Below are 17,227 nucleotides of genomic sequence, written 5' to 3'. Positions count from 1 at the left end.
AAAACGCTCGGCTGGAGAACCCCAGCCGAGCGCCTGCGTGATCTACTGACGACCGCGTAAGCCATCAGGTGTTGCGAGGACCCCAAGAATCTGCCTACGGTGCGGGGCCTTGCCGTTGCCGGTAGCCCGCTCAGAAGTCCTCGTCGAGGTCGACCGTGCCCTCGACGGCGACCTGGTAGGCCGAGGGGCGGCGCTCGAAGAAGTTCGTCAGCTCCTGGACGCCCTGGAGCTCCATGAACGAGAACGGGTTCTGCGAGCCGTAGACGGGCGGGAAGCCGAGACGGACCAGACGCTGGTCCGCGACGCACTCCAGGTACTCGCGCATCGACTCGGTGTTCATGCCCGGCAGGCCGTCACCGCACAGGTCGCGGCCGAACTGCAGCTCCGCCTCCACGGCCTCCTTCAGCATGTCGGTGACCTGCTGCTGAAGCGCGTCGTCGAAGAGCTCCGGCTCCTCCTTGCGGACCGTGTCCACGACCTCGAAGGCGAAGTTCATGTGCATGGTCTCGTCGCGGAACACCCAGTTGGTGCCCGTCGCCAGACCGTGCAGCAGACCCCGCGAGCGGAACCAGTAGACGTACGCGAACGCGCCGTAGAAGAACAGGCCCTCGATGCAGGCGGCGAAGCAGATCAGGTTCAGCAGGAAACGGCGGCGGTCGGCCTTCGTCTCCAGCCGGTCGATCTTCTCGACCGAGTCCATCCACTTGAAGCAGAACTGCGCCTTCTCGCGGATCGACGGGATCTCCTCGACCGCGTCGAAGGCCGCCGCCCGGTCGTCCGGGTCGGGCAGGTAGGTGTCGAGCAGCGTCAGGTAGAACTGGACGTGCACGGCCTCCTCGAACAGTTGGCGCGACAGGTACAGGCGCGCCTCCGGGGAGTTGATGTGCTTGTACAGGGTCAGCACGAGGTTGTTCGAGACGATCGAGTCGCCCGTCGCGAAGAACGCGACCAGCCGGCCGATCATGTGCTGCTCGCCCGGCGTCAGCTTCGCGAGGTCCGCGACGTCCGAGTGGAGGTCGACCTCCTCCACCGTCCAGGTGTTCTTGATCGCGTCCCGGTAGCGCTCGTAGAAGTCCGGGTAGCGCATGGGACGGAGGGTCAGCTCGAAGCCCGGGTCGAGCAAATTCTTCGTGTCAGTGGAGCTCATTACTGGCATGCCTCGCAGGACTCGGGGTTCTCAAGGGAGCAGGCCAGCGCGTCGGCGTCGACGGCCTGCGGGAGGGGCGTGGCGGCGGCCGGGGCGGCGGCGCCGGACGCCGCGCGGGCGATCTTCGTCGCCGGGCGGGAGCGCAGGTAGTACGTGGTCTTCAGCCCCTGCTTCCAGGCGTACGCGTACATCGAGGACAGCTTCCCGATGGTCGGCGTCTCCAGGAACAGGTTCAGCGACTGCGACTGGTCCAGGAACGGCGTACGGGCCGCCGCCATGTCGATCAGGCCGCGCTGCGGGATCTCCCACGCCGTGCGGTACAGCTCGCGCACCTCGGCCGGGATCCAGCCGAAGCCCTGGACGGAACCGCTGGCCTCGCGCAGCGCCTCGCGGGTCTGCGCGTCCCACACGCCGAGCTTCTTCAGCTCGTCCACCAGGTACGCGTTGACCTGGAGGAACTCGCCGCTGAGCGTCTCGCGCTTGAAGAGGTTCGACACCTGCGGCTCGATGCACTCGTACACGCCCGCGATCGAGGCGATGGTCGCCGTCGGGGCGATGGCGAGCAGCAGCGAGTTGCGCATGCCGGTCTTCGCGACCCGGGCGCGCAGCGCGTCCCAGCGCTCCGGCCAGTTCAGCTCGACGTCGTAGTGGTCCGGGTGCAGGACACCGCGGGCGGTACGGGTCTGCTCCCAGGCGGGGAGCGGGCCGCTGCGCTCGGCGAGGTCGCAGGACGCCTCGTAGGCGGCCAGCATGATCCGCTCGGAGAGCTTGGTGGACAGGGCCTTCGCCTCGGGGGAGTCGAAGGGGAGCTTCAGTCGGAAGAAGACGTCCTGGAGGCCCATCGCGCCCAGACCCACCGGGCGCCAGCGGGCGTTGGAGCGGCCGGCCTGCTCGGTCGGGTAGAAGTTGATGTCCACGACGCGGTCGAGGAAGGTGACGGCGGTGCGGACGGTCTCGTCCAGCCGCTCCCAGTCGATGTCGCCCGACTCTGCCAGGACGAAGGCGCCGAGGTTGACCGAGCCCAGGTTGCACACGGCGGTCTCGCCGTCGTTGGTGACCTCGATGATCTCGGTGCACAGGTTCGAGGAGTGGACGACGGTGCCGGGTTCGGCGGTCTGGTTCGCCGTCCGGTTGGAGGCGTCCTTGAAGGTCATCCAGCCCTGGCCGGTCTGCGCGAGGGTGCGCATCATCCGGCCGTAGAGGTCGCGGGCGGGCATGGTCTTGCGGGCCAGGCCGGCCGCTTCGGCCTTGCGGTAGGCGGCGTCGAAGTCGTCGCCCCACAGGTCGACCAGCTCGGGGACGTCGGCGGGGGAGAACAACGACCAGTCGGCGTCGGCGTTCACCCGGCGCATGAACTCGTCCGGCACCCAGTGGGCCAGGTTCAGGTTGTGCGTACGGCGCTGGTCCTCGCCGGTGTTGTCGCGCAGTTCGAGGAACTCCTCGATGTCCGCGTGCCAGGTCTCCAGGTAGACGGCGGCGGCGCCCTTGCGGCGACCGCCCTGGTTGACGGCGGCGACGGAGGCGTCGAGGGTCTTGAGGAACGGGACGATGCCGTTGGAGTGGCCGTTGGTGCCGCGGATCAGCGAACCGCGGGCGCGGATGCGGGAGTACGACAGACCGATGCCGCCGGCGTGCTTGGAGAGGCGGGCGACCTGGTGATAGCGGTCGTAGATCGAGTCCAGCTCGTCCAGCGGGGAGTCCAGCAGGTAGCAGGAGGACATCTGCGGGTGCCGGGTGCCGGAGTTGAAGAGGGTGGGCGAGGACGGCAGGTAGTCCAGGCGGCTCATCAGCCGGTACAGCGAGGCCACTTCCTCGACGGCCGGCACGCTGTCGTCCGCGGCGAGACCGCAGGCCACGCGCAGCATGAAGTGCTGCGGGGTCTCGATCACCTGGCGGGTGATCGGGTGGCGCAGCAGGTAACGGCTGTGCAGGGTGCGCAGGCCGAAGAAGCCGAAGCGGTCGTCGGCGCCCTCGGTGAGCGCGTGCTCGACCAGCGCGTCGAGGCGGCTCGCGTGGGTGGCGACGAACGCGGCCGTGCGGTCGGCGATCAGGCCCTCGCGGTGGCCGACGGCGACGGACGCGGCGAAGGAGGTCGCGCCCTGGCCCGCGGCCTCGTCGCGCACGGCCAGCGTGAGCAGGCGGGCGGCGAGCCGGGAGTACGCCGGGTCCTCGGAGATCAGTCCGGCGGCGGCCTCGGTGGCCAGCGACCGCAGTTCGGCCTCGTCCGCGGCGGCGCTGCGGCCCCGCAGGGCGGCGGCGGCGACCCGGCCGGGGTCGGTGTCGGGGAGGTCGGCCGTCAGCTCGGTGAGGGTGCGCAGCAGCGCGGCCCCATGGCCCCCACCGGTGGTCGCGGTGTCGGACGGGTCGGACTCGGCGCGTGGTGCGGCGGGCGCGATGGTCACGGGGGGAGCTCTCCCTCACTCGGCTCCGGGGCACCTTCGGTGCGGAGCGCGAGCGGGCGCGCGCGGGCGCGTCCCCGACTCCGGGCACGCTTGCGCCGCGCTGCGTCCACCGGCCCAACCGCGAGGCCCGGACGTGGCTGTACCCGGTTCGGTCGAGCCGGGCGCGCTGTCGGCAGGTCCTCGGACTTCGGATGCGCCAATGGGCGCAGTTCATACCGTTGCGGGACAGTTCCGGATTCGCACCGGATTCCCCTGCGGCGACAGCGAGCATGAGCATACATGTGGGGGCACCCTCCTGTGGGACCCCCTAGATGTTGTGTCGCGCACCGACTACAGCGCGAGACCGTACGTGAGCAAGGTGAGGTCGGGGACCGGCTCCCAGTCCCGCTCGGGCGAGCGGACGAAGCCCAGGCGCTCGTAGATCCGGTGGGCGCCGAGCATGTCCGGGGTGGTCGACAGCACGAGTCTTCGTACGCCGTCCACGGCCCGGGCGCGGTCGACGCAGGCCCGCACGAGCGCCTCGCCGGCGCCCCGGCCGCGGCCCTCGCGGGCGACCGCCAGCATCCGGAACTCGGCCTCGTCGGGGCGGGCGATGTCGCAGAGGGCGCTGCCCGGCGCGGCGAAGGTCACCCCGCCCACCACGCGTCCGTCGTCGAGTACGGCGACGAGCACTTCGGCCGCCGCGGTCGCGGCGCGTCCCGCCACGTCCTTGAGCCGGGCGAGGTACGGGTCGTCCGCGCCGTAGGTGAGGAGGCCGTCCCCGAGGTAGGCCCGGGCGGTGATGTCCCCGAGGGCCTCGTACTCCGCCGGCAGCGCCGGTCTGATCGTGATGTCCATACCGTCGAGTGTGCCCCGGGGGCACGGAAAGGGCCGCCGCGTTTTCCCGGGGGAACGCGCGGCGGCCCGTGGCCGGTTCAGCAGCAGCGGAAGCCCTCGCGCGGGTCGGCTTCGCGGGCATCGGTGCGGGCGCGTTCGAAGGCGCGCCGGGTGAGGACCTCGGCGTCCGGGGCGTGGGAGCGGGCGTGGGCCACGTAGCGGTCGTAGGCGGCCTCGCCGGAGAACTCCCGTACGTAGTAACGGGCCTTGGCCAGCGCCTGCCGGACGCCGCTCACGCCACCGGCTCCTTGGCCTTGCCGCCGCCCGAGTCGAGGCCGGCGGCGGCCAGCTCCGCCCGCTCCTCGGGCGTCGCGATCAGACCGGCCGGGGCGACGATCCGGGACTCGGTCCAGGGGACTTCGGTGAGGGCGACGTCCTGCGGGGCGCGGACCGCCTTGACGCAGGTCCGGGCGGCGTCCACCAGGACGATCACGATGAGCAGGGCGAAGAGCACCGACAGCACGCCGTCCACCGTGGCGTTGGTGACCACGGTGTGCATCTGGGCGAGGTCCTTCGCCGGCTTGATGACCTTTCCGGCGTCGATGCCGTCCTGGTACAGGTCGCGCTGTGCGAAGAAGCCGATCTTCGGGTTGTCGGAGAAGACCTTCTGGTAGCTGGCGGTGAGGGTCACCGCCACGTCCCAGGCCAGCGGGACGCCCGTCACCCACGCCCACTTGAGTCGGCCGGACTTGACCAGCAGCGTGGTGCACACCGCGAGGGCGACGGCCGCCAGGAGCTGGTTCGCGATGCCGAACAGCGGGAACAGCTGGTTGATGCCGCCCAGCGGGTCCTCGACGCCCACCCACAGGAAGTAGCCCCAGCCGCCGACGACGACCGCGCTGGCGATCCACACACCGGGCTTCCAGCTCACGTCCTTGAAGGACTTGTGCAGGTTTCCGAGGGTGTCCTGGAGCATGAAGCGGCCGACGCGGGTGCCGGCGTCGACCGTCGTCAGGATGAACAGGGCCTCGAACATGATGGCGAAGTGGTACCAGAAGGCCTTCATCCCGGCCCCGCCGATGACGGAGGAGAAGATCTGCGACATCCCGAGTGCGAAGGTCGGCGCGCCGCCCGTACGGGAGAGCAGGGTGGTTTCCTCGACGTCCTTGGCGGCTTGGGCGAGGGCGTCGGGGGAGATGGCGAACCCGAAGTGGGTGACCGCCTGGGACGCGGTCTCGACGGTGGTGCCGATGACCCCGGCGGGGGAGTTCACGGCGAAGAACAGGCCCGGCTCGATGATGCAGGCGGCGATCACGGCCATGACGGCGACGAAGGACTCGGTGAGCATCGCGCCGTAGCCGATGACCCGGACCTGGGTCTCCTTCTGGATCATCTTCGGGGTGGTGCCCGAGGAGACCAGCGCGTGGAAGCCGGACAGCGCGCCGCACGCGATGGTGATGAAGACGAACGGGAACATCGAGCCGGCGAAGACCGGTCCGTCGCCGCGCGAGGCGAAGTCGGTGACGGACGGCATCTTCAGCATGGGCATCGCGATGACCACGCCGACCGCCAACAGCGCGATGGTGCCGACCTTCATGAAGGTGGAGAGGTAGTCGCGCGGGGCGAGCAGCATCCACACGGGCAGCACGGAGGCCACGAAGCCGTAGGCGACCATCCAGATGACCAGGGTCTGCTTGTCCAGGGTGAAGACGTGGGCGAGCGAGGAGTCGGCGACCCAGCCGCCCGCGACGATGGCGAGCAGCAGCAGGGCGACACCGATCAGGGAGACCTCGGTGATCCGTCCCGGGCGCAGGACGCGCAGGTAGAAGCCCATGAAGAGGGCGATCGGGATGGTCATGCCGATGGAGAAGACGCCCCAGGGGGAGTCGGCCAGCGCGTTGACGATGACCAGGGCCAGCACCGCCAGCAGGATGATCATGATCACGAACACGGCGACCAGTGCGGCGGCGCCGCCGACCGGGCCGATCTCGTCCCGCGCCATCTGGCCGAGCGAACGGCCGTTGCGGCGGGTGGAGAAGAACAGCGTCACCATGTCCTGGACGGCGCCGGCGAAGATGACGCCCGCGACGATCCAGATGGTCCCGGGCAGGTAGCCCATCTGCGAGGCGAGCACCGGACCGACCAGCGGGCCCGCGCCGGCGACGGCGGCGAAGTGGTGGCCGAAGAGCACCCGGCGGTCGGTGGGGTGGAAGTCGACACCGTTGTCGAGGCGTTCGGCGGGGGTGGCCCGGGTCTTGTCCACGCGCAGGACGCGGTCCGCGATGAAGCGCGCGTAGAAGCGGTAGCCGATGGCGTACGAGCCCAGCGCGGCGGCGAGCAGCCAGGCGGCCGAGATCTCCTCGCCGCGCGAGAGGGCCAGTACGCCCCAGCCGATGGCCCCGACGAGGGCCACGAGCACCCACACGGCGATCGACTTCGGCGAGAGCCCCCCTGACGAGGCTCCCGCCGTGTCCCGTGTCGTGCCTGTTGCTTCCGGTTCCGGCATGATCCTCGTCCCCTCGTTGATCACTGTTGAGCGGTACGAGCGTCCACCGAGGGCGGATCAGGAGTCAACGGTGTATCAGAGTGCGGGTCGCTTGAGACGGGCAACGAACTTGTAACGGTCGCCGCGATACACCGAACGTACCCATTCGACCGGCTCGCCGTCGGCGTCCAGCGAGTGCCGGGAGAGCATCAGCATCGGCAGGCCGACGTCCGTGCTGAGCAGGCCGGCCTCGCGCGGGGTGGCCAGCGAGGTCTCGATCGTCTCCTCGGCCTCGGCCAGGCGCACGTCGTACACCTCGGCGAGGGCGGTGTAGAGGGAGGTGTACTTGGCCAGCGAACGGCGCAGCGCGGGGAAGCGCTTGGCCGAGAGGTGGGTGGTCTCGATGGCCATCGGCTCGCCGCTGGCCAGGCGCAGTCGTTCGATGCGCAGGACCCGCCCGCCGGTGGAGATCTTGAGGAGCCCGGCGAGGGTGTCGTCGGCCGTCACGTAGCCGATGTCCAGGAGCTGTGAGGTGGGCTCCAGGCCCTGGGCGCGCATGTCCTCCGTATAGGAGGAGAGTTGCAGCGGCTGGGAGACCTTGGGCTTGGCGACGAAGGTGCCCTTGCCCTGGATGCGTTCGAGCCGGCCCTCGACCACGAGCTCTTGCAGGGCCTGGCGGACGGTGGTCCGCGAGGTGTCGAACTCGGCCGCGAGCGTGCGCTCCGGTGGCACCGGTGTGCCGGGGGGCATGGTCTCGGTCATGTCGAGCAAGTGCCGCTTGAGTCGGTAGTACTTGGGAACCCGGGCCGTGCGAGTGGCCGCCCCGCCTTCCGGCTCCGTGGTCGCCCCTTCGGTGGCCATCGCCGCCCGCCTTCCCGACTCCAGTTTCGCTGCCGTCACCGGCTCCTCCGATATGTGCGGTCACATCGTGACACGGGTGGGAGGACGGGCCTCTCCCCTCCCCCAGGTGTCGGTCCGATAACGGACCGATCACCCGCTCATTAGACCCTTGACACCCCTAAAGGTCTAGGCCAAGCTCCGGTTACTGGTCTACACCAATATGGATCGGATCCCGGCCCCACGCCCAGTACTTCGCGTATGTCACCGCGGCGGGCAAGGGACGTGCATGAAGGCATCCCTGAGGAGGGTGGCGTGAAGCGCAAGCTCATCGCGGCGGTTGGAGTCGCGGGCATGGTGATCGGCCTGGCGGCCTGCGGTGGCTCGGACGGCAAGGGCGGGGACACGGCCGACAAGGCGTCCGGTGCCAAGGAGCTGACGGTCTGGCTGACGGTCGACGCCCAGAAGAACTGGCCCGAGCTGGTCAAGGCGGCCGACGACGCGATCGTCGCGAAGCACCCCGGTCTCACCATCAAGCACGAGTACTACGGCTGGCCGGACAAGAACGCCAAGCTGGACGCCGTCCTCGCCACGGACAAGGCCCCCGACGTCGTCGAGATGGGCAACTCCGAGATGATCGGCTACATGTCGACCGGCGCCTTCTCCGAGGTCGACCCGGCGAAGTTCGACAACTCCGCCGCCTGGCTGGACGCGCTGAAGCAGTCGGTCACCTTCGACGGCAAGACCTACGGCGTCCCCTACTACGCCGGTGGCCGCGTCGGCACTTGGCGCAAGGACCTGGCCGCCGAGGTCGGCGTCACCGCCGCCCCGAAGAGCTGGGCCGACCTGACCTCCGCCCTGGACAAGATCCAGGCCGCGAAGGGCGACAAGTTCAGCGCCCTCTACCAGCCTTCTCCCGACTGGTACGCCGCGATGTCCTTCGTCTACGACGCGGGCGGCGCCATCGCCAAGAAGGACGGCTCCGCCTGGAAGGGCTCCCTGTCCTCCCCCGAGTCGGTCAAGGGGCTCAAGCAGTACAAGGAGCTCCTCGACAAGTACATGCACGCGGACAAGACCAAGGACGAGTCCGACCGCCCGGTCGTCTTCGGTCAGGGCAACGCCGCCGCCATGTTCGCCGCCGCATGGGAGGGCGCCGACGCGGCCGACCCCAAGAGCGACAAGGTCGGCGGGCTGAAGGACAAGATCGAGAACTTCGTGATGCCCGGCCCGAACGGCAAGAACCTCCCGGTCTTCCTCGGCGGTTCGGACCTCGCGGTCCCGTCGAAGTCGAAGGCCAAGGACGTCGCGGCCGAGTGGATCAACGCCTTCACCGGCTCCCAGGGCCAGAAGGGCCTGATCGCCAAGGGCAACCTGCCGAACAACAAGACGGACCTCGGCCCGCTCAAGGCCGACCCCAAGACGGAGGTGCCGGCCACCGCGGCCGAGTCCTCCTGGTTCGTCCCGACCGCCCCCGGCTGGGGCCAGGTCGAGAAGGGCAAGGTCCTCCAGACCATGCTCCAGGACATCGGCACCGGCAAGAAGTCGGTCGAGGACGCGGCCAAGGCCGCCGACGCCGAGATCGACAAGGTCATCAACACCAAGTGACCTGAAGTGAGGGGCCCCGCCGGATCGGCGGGGCCCCGCTGCCCGTCAAGAGAGGGACCCCCGAGGAGCACGCGATGAGTGCCGCACAGACAACCACCGCCGATCTGCCGCCGGCACGGCGCCAGACTTCCACCGGACCCGGGACAGGCAAGACCTCCGCGCCGCGACAGCGGAACCGCAAGGGCCCCGGCGCGACCCCCTGGCTGCTGCTGGCCCCCTGCCTGCTGATCATCGTCCTCGTCATGGGCTACCCGCTGTTCAGACTGGTGTCCCTCTCCTTCCAAAGCTTCGGCAAGTCCGAGCTCTGGGGCTTCAAGGACGCGGAGTTCGTCGGATTCGACAACTTCACCAAGGTCCTCGGCGACGGCGTGTTCTGGTCCGTCGTGCTGCGCACCGTCGTCTTCGCGGCCGGCGCGGTCGTCCTGACCATGGTCATCGGCATGCTCGTCGCCCTGCTGCTCCAGAAGGTCTCCGGCTGGGTCAAGGCCCTCATCAGCGTCGCGCTGGTCGCGAGCTGGGGCATGCCCATCATCGTCGCCACCGCGATCTTCAAGTGGATGTTCGACGCCGACTACGGCGTCCTCAACTACCTGATGAGCCGACTCCCCGGGGTCGACATGATCGGCCACAACTGGTTCGCCGGCGGCCCCCAGGGCCTCGCGGTGATCATGCTGCTCGTGGTCTGGGGCGCGGTGCCCTTCGTCGTCATCACCCTCAGTGCGGGCCTGACCCAGGTGCCCAAGGAACTGGAAGAGGCGGCGCGCCTGGACGGCGCCGGCGCCTGGGGCGTGTTCCGCCACGTCACCCTCCCCATCCTCAAGCCGATCATCGTGATGCTGACGACCCTGTCGGTCATCTGGGACATGGGCGTCTTCCCGCAGGTCTTCGTGATGCGCAACGGCAACCCCGAGGCCGAGTTCCAACTGCTGACCACCTACTCGTACAAGCAGGCGTTCGTGGTCAACGACTACTCGGGCGGCTCCGCGATCGCCCTGGTGACCGTCCTGCTCCTGCTCGCGGTGGTCGCCGTCTACATGCGCCAGATGCTCAAGATCGGAGAGGTGGAGTGACCTCGACCACCGCGACCACCCCGACCACCGCGACCCCCCCGACCGCCGGCGCCCCCCGCCTCAGGCAGCGCAAGAAGTCCAGGCTCGGCTGGAACCTCATCGGCCTGCTGGTCTTCGTCACCGCCGGGTTCCCGGTCTACTGGATGCTCAACACGGCGTTCAAACCCGCCAAGGACGCCATCGACCCGCACCCGCACTTCTTCCCGACCACCATCACGTTCGACAACTTCAAGCGGGCGCTGGAGATCTCCGACTTCTGGGGACCGGTCGGGCGCAGCCTGATCGTCTCGCTGACCGTGGTCGTCATCGGCATCGCCGTGGGCATGCTGGCCGCCCTCGCCATCTCCCGGTTCGCCTTCCGGGGGCGCAAGATCGTGATCGTCGGCATCCTCGCCGTCCAGATGATCCCGCTCGTCGCGATGATCATCCCGGTCTTCCTGCTCCTGAACGACCTGGGCCAGTACGACAAGCTCAGCGGTCTGATCATCACCTACCTGACCTTCATCCTGCCCTTCACGGTGTGGACGCTGCGCGGATTCATCGTCAACATCCCCAAGGAGCTGGAAGAGGCCGCCATGGTCGACGGCTGCACGCCGACCGGCGCCTTCCTCCGCGTCGTCTTCCCGCTGCTCGCCCCGGGCATGGTCGCCACGTCCGTCTACGGCTTCATCCAGGCGTGGAACGAGTACCTGTACGCGCTGATGCTGATGAGCCAGCAGAACCAGACGGCCACCGTCTGGCTCGGCAACTTCACCACGCTGCACGGCACCGAGTTCGCCCCGATGATGGCGGGCTCCACCATGATGGCGCTCCCCATCGTGGTCCTCTTCCTCATCGTCCAGCGCAAGATGGCCGCGGGCCTCACCGCCGGCGCCGTGAAGGGATAACGGCCCATGACTGTCCTCGCGCACCAGACGGACACGCTCACCCGCGACGCCCTCGCGGTCCTCCAGCCCGGCTTCGAGGGCACCACCGCCCCCGCCTGGCTGCTGCGCCGGCTCGGCGAAGGGCTGCACGCCGTCGGCCTCTTCGGCCGCAACATCGCCTCCCCCGAGCAGCTCGCGCGGCTCACCGCCCGACTGCGCGCCGAGCGCGACGACGTCCTGGTCGCCATCGACGAGGAGGGCGGCGACGTCACCCGCCTGGAGGTCCGCGACGGCTCCTCCTTCCCCGGCAACCTGGCGCTGGGCACCGTCGACGACACCGGACTGACCCGGGGGGTCGCCCACGAGCTGGGCCGCCGGCTCGCCGCCTGTGGGGTCAACCTCAACTGGGCGCCCTCCGCCGACGTCAACTCCAACCCTGACAACCCGGTCATCGGCGTACGGTCCTTCGGCGCCGACACCCACCTCGCGGCTCGGCACACCGCCGCCTACGTCGAGGGCCTCCAGGCCGCCGGGGTCGCCGCCTGCACCAAGCACTTCCCCGGCCACGGCGACACCAACGTCGACTCGCACCTCGCCCTGCCGCGCATCGACGCCGACCCGGACACCCTGACGGCGCGTGAACTCGTACCGTTCCGGGCCGCCGTCGAGGCCGGCACGAAGGCCGTCATGAGCGCGCACATCGTGGTCCCCGCCCTCGATCCCACCCGCCCCGCCACCCTCAGCCCGCGGATCCTGACCGGTCTGCTGCGCAAGGAGCTGGGCTACGAGGGCCTCATCGTCACCGACGGCATGGAGATGAACGCCATCGCGGGGACCTACGGCATCGAGCGGGGCTCCGTCCTCGCCATCGCCGCGGGCGCCGACGCGATCTGCGTCGGCGGCGGACTCGCCGACGAGGCCACTGTCCTGCGGCTGCGGGACGCGCTGGTCGCGGCCGTACGGGACGGCTCGCTGCCCGAGGAGCGGCTCGCCGACGCCGCCGCCCGGGTCCGCGCCCTGGCCGAATGGACCCGCGCCCGGCGGGCCGCCGCGACGCCGGGCGCGCCGGAGGGGGGCGCGCCCGGCATCGGTCTGACGGCGGCCCGTCGCGCCCTGGTCCTGACCGGCCGGGTGAGCGCCGTCGGCACCCCGTACGTGGCCACGCTCGCCCCCGAACCCAACATCGCGGTGGGCGACGAGACCCCCTGGGGCGTGGCGGGCGAGCTCGCGGCGCTGCTGCCCGGCACCGCGTCGGGCGTCTACCACGAGGGGGTCGGCGTGGGGGAGGTGCTGGCCGCCGCCGGGGACCGCACGGTCGTGGCGGTGGTCCGGGACGCGCACCGCCACCCCTGGATGACCGAGGCGCTGGACGCACTCGTGGCGGCCCGGCCGGACACCGTGGTGGTCGAGATGGGGCTGCCCCGGGCCGAGCCGCGCGGCGCGCTGCACATCGCGACGCACGGCGCCGCGCGGGTGTGCGGCAGGGCGGCGGCGGAGGTCATCGCGGGCGCGTAGCACCGTGTACGCACGAAGGCCGGGCCCCCGTGGAGGGGGGCCCGGCCTTCGTGCGCGAGCGCGCGGGCGCGCGGGTGTTCGCGGTGTTACAGGCCCTGCCAGGCGGGCTTGTCGGCGTAGGTCTGACGGAAGTAGTCGGCCAGCTTCAGCTTGGACGCGGCGGCCTCGTCCACGACCACCGTCGCGTGGCGGTGCAGTTGCAGCGCGGAGGCCGGGACGAGGGCGGACAGCGGCCCCTCGACGGTCTGCGCGACGGCTTCCGCCTTGCCTTCGCCGGTGGCGAGCAGGACCAGGTGGCGGGCGTCGAGGATGGTGCCGATGCCCTGGGTGACGACGTGGTGCGGGACCTGGTCTATGTCGTCGTCGAAGAAGCGGGCGTTGTCGACGCGGGTCTGGTGGGTCAGCGTCTTGATGCGGGTGCGGGAGGCGAGCGAGGAGCACGGCTCGTTGAAGCCGATGTGCCCGTCGGTGCCGATGCCGAGCAGTTGGAGGTCCACGCCGCCGGCCTCGGCGAGCGCGCGGTCGTACGCGTCGCAGGCGGCCACGATGTCCTCGGCCGAGCCGTCGGGGCCCATGAAGGACGCCTCGGACAGGCCCAGGGGTTCGACGACCTCGCGCAGGACGACGGCGCGGTAGGACTCCGGGTGCCCGGCCGGCAGGCCGACGTACTCGTCGAGCTGGCAGACGCGGGCCCTGGAGACGTCGACCTCGCCGGCCTTGACCTTGGCGGCGAGGGCCTCGTACACGGGCAGCGGGGTGGAGCCCGTCGCCACCCCGAGCAGGGCGTCGGCCTTGCGGCGTACCAGGGCGGCCATGGCCTCCGCGATGAGCTCGCCGCCTGCCTTGGCGTTCGGGACGATGACAACTTCCACGCGGAGCCTGCCAATCAGGAGAGGGTGGTGTGGTATAGACCAATCTAACAGAATCCGCCCGTGTGCGGCGGGCCTTCCGCCCCTCTTCCATCGTGATCCGATTCCCGCCCGGTGGCCTCTCGGCGGCCCGCGGCGCCGGCTACAGCAGCGCGAGCTGGAGGCCGCCCGTCGCGTCGAGGTGCTTGCCGGTCATCCAGCGGGAATCCGGCGAGGCCAGGAAGGCGACGATGTCCGCCACCTCCTCCGCCGTCCCGGTGCGGCCGAACACCGAGCGGGCCGATACGTGCGCCCGGGCCGCCGGGTCGGCCAGCCACCCCGCGTTGAGGTCGGTCTCGATGACACCCGGCCCCACCGAGTTGACGGTGATGCCGCGCGGCGCGAGCGCGGCGGCCAGCGACACCGTCAGGGCGTTCGTCGCCCCCTTGGCCGTGATCGTCGCCAGGATCGCCGGCAGTGCGATGTCCGGAGTGCCCGTCACGTTGACGATCCGGCCCCCGTCCCGCAGGCGCGTCAGCCCGTGCTTGATCACGAAGAAGGGTGCCTTCGCGTTGAGCGCGTGCGTGCGGTCGTAGGTCTCCTCGTCCGTCTCCTCGATGCCCGCGAAGGCGGCGGCCCCGGCGTTGTTGACCAGGATGTCCAGTTCCTCCGTCGCCCGCGGGTGGGCGTCGTACGCGGCCCACAGCGCCCGCGCGTCCCCCGGGACCCCCAGCTCCGCCCCGATCGGGAAGGCCCGGCCGTCCTCCGCCTCGATCGCGACGACCGTCTCCCGCGCCGCCGCCTCGTCCCGGCCGTAGTGCACGGCGACGAGCGCCCCGTCCCGCGCCAGCCGCCGCGACACGGCCCGACCGATTCCCCGGCTGCCGCCCGTGACCAGTGCCGTCTTCCCCTTGAGCACGCCCATGACGCGCCCCCCTTCGCAATCTCTAGTGGTCGCTACAGAAGGGACCGTACCAGATTCCTTAATGGCCGCTATAGAATCGGCGCATGGTGACCGGACAGCGCGGCAGGCCCCGCTCCTTCGACCGCGACGCCGCTCTCGACACGGCCATGCGCGTCTTCTGGGAGCGCGGCTACGAGGCGACCTCGATCTCCGACCTGACCCGTGAACTGGGCATCGGCGCCCCCAGCCTCTACGCGGCCTTCGGCGACAAGCGCACCCTCTTCGAGGAGGTCGTGACGGCGTACGGGGGCCGATACGGGGGCTTCGCCGCCGTGGCGCTCGCCGAGGAGCCCACCGCGGGCGCGGCCGTACGGCGCCTCCTGCGCGAGGCCGCCGACATCTACACGGACCCGAACCACCCCAAGGGCTGCCTGGTCAGCAGCGCGGCGATCAACACCACCTCGGACGAGGTGGCCGAAGCCCTGCGGGAACGGCGCAACGCCAACCTGGCCGTGTTCGAGAGCCGGATCACGGCGGACATCGCCACCGGCGCGCTGCCCGTCGACGCGGACGCGCGGGCGCTCGCCCGTTACGTCGGGGCGGTGCTCCAGGGGATGTCGCAGCAGGCGCGCGACGGGGCGGGCCGCGAAGAACTGGAGGCGGTGGCGGAGACGGCGATGCGGGCCTGGCCACGCTAGCCGGCCTCGGACGTCGTCCCGGCCTCCGGGGCTGCTTTCCGCGGGGTCGTTTCCTCTGGGCCACGGTGCGGGACGGGACCCTCAACCCGTCCGGCACCGTAGCCCGGAGTACTTACGGCCGGCGGGTGTGCGGTTCCCGGCGGCCGGTTGGGAGGGGCCGACGCGGTCAGGGCAGAGCGCGCGGCTTCCTCGATCCGTCCTCCTGTGCGGGGAGGGCGGAAGCTTAAACCATAGTGGACTAGACCAATCTGTCCTGTCCATCCAAGGACAGGGGTCTTGTTCCCGTCACTTCCTCCAACCCTACGCGGCGCGGGGCCCTCCTGGATACTCCTGGGTATTCGCCGTGGGGAAAGTCATGGCCGTACCCGGGGTACGCTCGGCCCGTGCCCTCCATGAACGACCTCGTACGCCAGCACACCGCTCTCGGTGAAACCGACCTGGAGTGGCTTCACCTGCTGGTCTCGGAGTGGCAACTGCTCTCCGACCTGTCCTTCGCGGACCTGGTGCTCTGGGTCCCCACCCTCGACGGCACCCGGTACGTGTCGGTCGCGCAGATGCGCCCCAACACCGGCCCCACCTCCTACCAGGACGACATGGTCGGCCACCTGGTCCCGCGCGGCCGCCGCCCGCTCCTCGACGCCGCCCTCGACGAGGGCCGGATCGTCCGCGAGGGCGACCCGGAGTGGCGCGAGGAGGTCCCGGTCCGGGTCGAGTCCATCCCCGTCCGGCGCGAGGGCCGGGTACTGGGAGTGATCGCGCGCAACACCAACCTGCTCACCGTGCGTACACCGAGCCGGCTGGAGCTCACCTACCTCCAGTCCGCCTCCGACCTCGCCCAGATGATCGCCGCGGGCTCATTCCCCTTCCCCGGCCAGCAGGTCGACATGGACGCCTCCCCGCGCGTCGGCGACGGGCTGATCCGACTCGACGCCGAGGGCGTGGTGACGTACGCGTCCCCGAACGCGCTCTCCGCCTACCACCGCCTCGGGCTCGCCTCCGACCTGGTCGGTCAGGACCTCGGCACCACCACCGCCGAACTGGCGCCCTCCCGCGGCCCGGTGGATGAGGCCCTGGTGAAGCTGGCCAGCGGCTGGGCCCCCCGCGAGACGGAGGTCGAGGGCAACGGCGGGGTCATCCAACTGCGCGCCATCCCGCTCAAGCCCAAGGGCACCCGCATCGGTTCCCTGGTGCTGTGCCGCGACGTCACCGAACTGCGCCGTCGCGAACGTGAACTGATCACCAAGGACGCGACCATCCGGGAGATCCACCACCGGGTCAAGAACAACCTCCAGACGGTGGCCGCGCTCCTGCGCCTCCAGGCCCGCCGGATGGATTCCCCGCAGGGACGCGAGGCGCTGAACGAGGCCGTGCGGCGCGTCGGTTCGATCGCGATCGTGCACGAGACGCTCTCTCAGAACCTCGACGAGCGCGTGGAGTTCGACGAGATCGCCGACCGGGTCATCGCGATGGTCGCCGAGATCTCGCCCGGCAAGGTCGCCTGCCGGCGCACCGGCCGGTTCGGCATCCTGGACGCGGAGGTCGCCACCCCGCTCTCGATGGTGCTGACCGAGATCCTCCAGAACGCCCTGGAGCACGCCTTCGGCCAGGGGGAGGGCGGCACGGTCGAGGTCTCGGCCACCCGCTCGGGCACGGGCCGCGCCGACGCGCGACTGCTGATCAAGGTGCTCGACGACGGGTGTGGTCTGCCCGAGGGCTTCGACCCGCAACGGGCCGGGAACCTCGGACTCCAGATCGTCCGCACCCTGGTCGAGGGAGAGCTCGGCGGGACCTTCGACATGGTCCGGGTCGAGCCGCACGGCACCCGCGTCGTCCTCGACATCCCGGCCAGCCCGCAGAAGTAGGGTCGGCGACGGTCACGCAGAGCGGCGACCGGCCCGTCACGCTACGTCACCACGGCGGGTCTCCGGTAGCCGGTACAGCACTGAGCCCCGGACCTGGCGTCCCTCCCAGCGGTGGCTGGGGGAACCGGTCCGGGGCTCAAGAGCACGTTGCCGATCGCTTCTCGGGGTTCTA

General features: G+C 70.5%; 14 protein-coding genes and 1 riboswitch. Of the genes, 6 read left to right on the top strand and 8 right to left on the bottom strand.

Features of this window, described 5'->3' with window-relative positions; genetic code table 11:
- Nucleotides 1–130 precede the first annotated feature (130 nt).
- From ACFVXJ_RS19880 to ACFVXJ_RS19855, 6 genes are all read right to left on the bottom strand, one after another.
- Complete coding sequence (locus ACFVXJ_RS19880) at nucleotides 131–1,147, bottom strand: ribonucleotide-diphosphate reductase subunit beta (RefSeq protein ID WP_389663235.1); 1,017 nt, start codon at nucleotides 1,145–1,147, stop codon at nucleotides 131–133.
- Nucleotides 1,147–3,549 carry a ribonucleoside-diphosphate reductase subunit alpha gene (locus ACFVXJ_RS19875; RefSeq protein WP_389663233.1) on the bottom strand — a complete coding sequence of 801 codons (2,403 nt, stop codon included), beginning with the start codon at nucleotides 3,547–3,549 and terminating at the stop codon, nucleotides 1,147–1,149. Before ACFVXJ_RS19875 ends, ACFVXJ_RS19880 begins: the two co-directional genes overlap by 1 nt.
- 153 nt (nucleotides 3,550–3,702) lie before the next feature.
- A riboswitch (cobalamin riboswitch) is annotated at nucleotides 3,703–3,859 on the bottom strand.
- A 20-nt stretch (nucleotides 3,860–3,879) separates the two neighbouring features.
- Entirely contained in the window at nucleotides 3,880–4,386 is a 507-nt protein-coding gene (locus tag ACFVXJ_RS19870) for a GNAT family N-acetyltransferase (protein WP_389663232.1), read from the bottom strand.
- Nucleotides 4,387–4,463: 77 nt separating this feature from the next.
- Complete coding sequence (locus tag ACFVXJ_RS19865; RefSeq protein ID WP_389663230.1) at nucleotides 4,464–4,661, bottom strand: CstA-like transporter-associated (seleno)protein; 198 nt, start codon at nucleotides 4,659–4,661, stop codon at nucleotides 4,464–4,466.
- Nucleotides 4,658–6,871 (bottom strand): carbon starvation CstA family protein, encoded by a 2,214-nt coding sequence (locus tag ACFVXJ_RS19860; protein WP_389663228.1) that lies wholly within the window; start codon nucleotides 6,869–6,871, stop codon nucleotides 4,658–4,660. The genes ACFVXJ_RS19865 and ACFVXJ_RS19860 overlap by 4 nt, the downstream gene beginning before the upstream one ends.
- A 75-nt stretch (nucleotides 6,872–6,946) precedes the next feature.
- Entirely contained in the window at nucleotides 6,947–7,711 is a 765-nt protein-coding gene (locus tag ACFVXJ_RS19855; RefSeq protein WP_389663270.1) for a GntR family transcriptional regulator, read from the bottom strand.
- Between the two features lie 291 nt (nucleotides 7,712–8,002).
- On the opposite strand from ACFVXJ_RS19855, the gene ACFVXJ_RS19850 reads away from it, so the two are divergent.
- From ACFVXJ_RS19850 to ACFVXJ_RS19835, 4 genes are all read left to right on the top strand, one after another.
- The gene (locus ACFVXJ_RS19850) at nucleotides 8,003–9,292 is read left to right on the top strand and encodes an extracellular solute-binding protein (RefSeq protein ID WP_389663226.1); all 1,290 of its coding nucleotides are present in this window, start codon (nucleotides 8,003–8,005) and stop codon (nucleotides 9,290–9,292) included.
- Nucleotides 9,293–9,366: 74 nt separating this feature from the next.
- Nucleotides 9,367–10,362 carry a carbohydrate ABC transporter permease gene (locus ACFVXJ_RS19845; protein ID WP_389663224.1) on the top strand — a complete coding sequence of 332 codons (996 nt, stop codon included), beginning with the start codon at nucleotides 9,367–9,369 and terminating at the stop codon, nucleotides 10,360–10,362.
- A 98-nt stretch (nucleotides 10,363–10,460) separates the two neighbouring features.
- Complete coding sequence (locus ACFVXJ_RS19840; RefSeq protein ID WP_389663268.1) at nucleotides 10,461–11,249, top strand: carbohydrate ABC transporter permease; 789 nt, start codon at nucleotides 10,461–10,463, stop codon at nucleotides 11,247–11,249.
- 6 nt (nucleotides 11,250–11,255) lie between these two features.
- Entirely contained in the window at nucleotides 11,256–12,743 is a 1,488-nt protein-coding gene (locus tag ACFVXJ_RS19835) for a glycoside hydrolase family 3 protein (RefSeq protein WP_389663223.1), read from the top strand.
- A gap of 86 nt (nucleotides 12,744–12,829) precedes the next feature.
- Here ACFVXJ_RS19835 and nagB read toward each other — a convergent pair whose 3' ends face one another.
- Both nagB and ACFVXJ_RS19825 read right to left on the bottom strand, forming a co-directional pair.
- Nucleotides 12,830–13,615, bottom strand: coding sequence for a glucosamine-6-phosphate deaminase (nagB, locus tag ACFVXJ_RS19830; RefSeq protein WP_389663221.1), 786 nt, complete (start codon nucleotides 13,613–13,615; stop codon nucleotides 12,830–12,832).
- 139 nt (nucleotides 13,616–13,754) lie between these two features.
- A complete protein-coding gene (locus ACFVXJ_RS19825; protein ID WP_389663219.1) occupies nucleotides 13,755–14,516 on the bottom strand; it encodes an SDR family oxidoreductase in 762 nt (253 codons plus the stop codon).
- An 83-nt stretch (nucleotides 14,517–14,599) separates the two neighbouring features.
- Between ACFVXJ_RS19825 and ACFVXJ_RS19820 the strand changes: the two genes are divergently transcribed.
- Together ACFVXJ_RS19820 and ACFVXJ_RS19815 are read left to right on the top strand one after the other, a co-directional pair.
- Nucleotides 14,600–15,193: a TetR/AcrR family transcriptional regulator gene (locus tag ACFVXJ_RS19820; RefSeq protein WP_389663217.1), complete on the top strand. Its 594-nt coding sequence runs from the start codon at nucleotides 14,600–14,602 to the stop codon at nucleotides 15,191–15,193.
- A 392-nt stretch (nucleotides 15,194–15,585) separates the two neighbouring features.
- Complete coding sequence (locus tag ACFVXJ_RS19815; RefSeq protein ID WP_389663267.1) at nucleotides 15,586–17,055, top strand: sensor histidine kinase; 1,470 nt, start codon at nucleotides 15,586–15,588, stop codon at nucleotides 17,053–17,055.
- Nucleotides 17,056–17,227: the final 172 nt, after the last annotated feature.

The sequence above is a fragment of the Streptomyces sp. NPDC058279 genome (assembly GCF_042881255.1).
Taxonomy (GTDB): domain Bacteria; phylum Actinomycetota; class Actinomycetes; order Streptomycetales; family Streptomycetaceae; genus Streptomyces.
The sequence above is the reverse complement of the archived record's forward strand: the minus strand, read 5'-3'. Positions and strand labels throughout refer to the sequence as shown.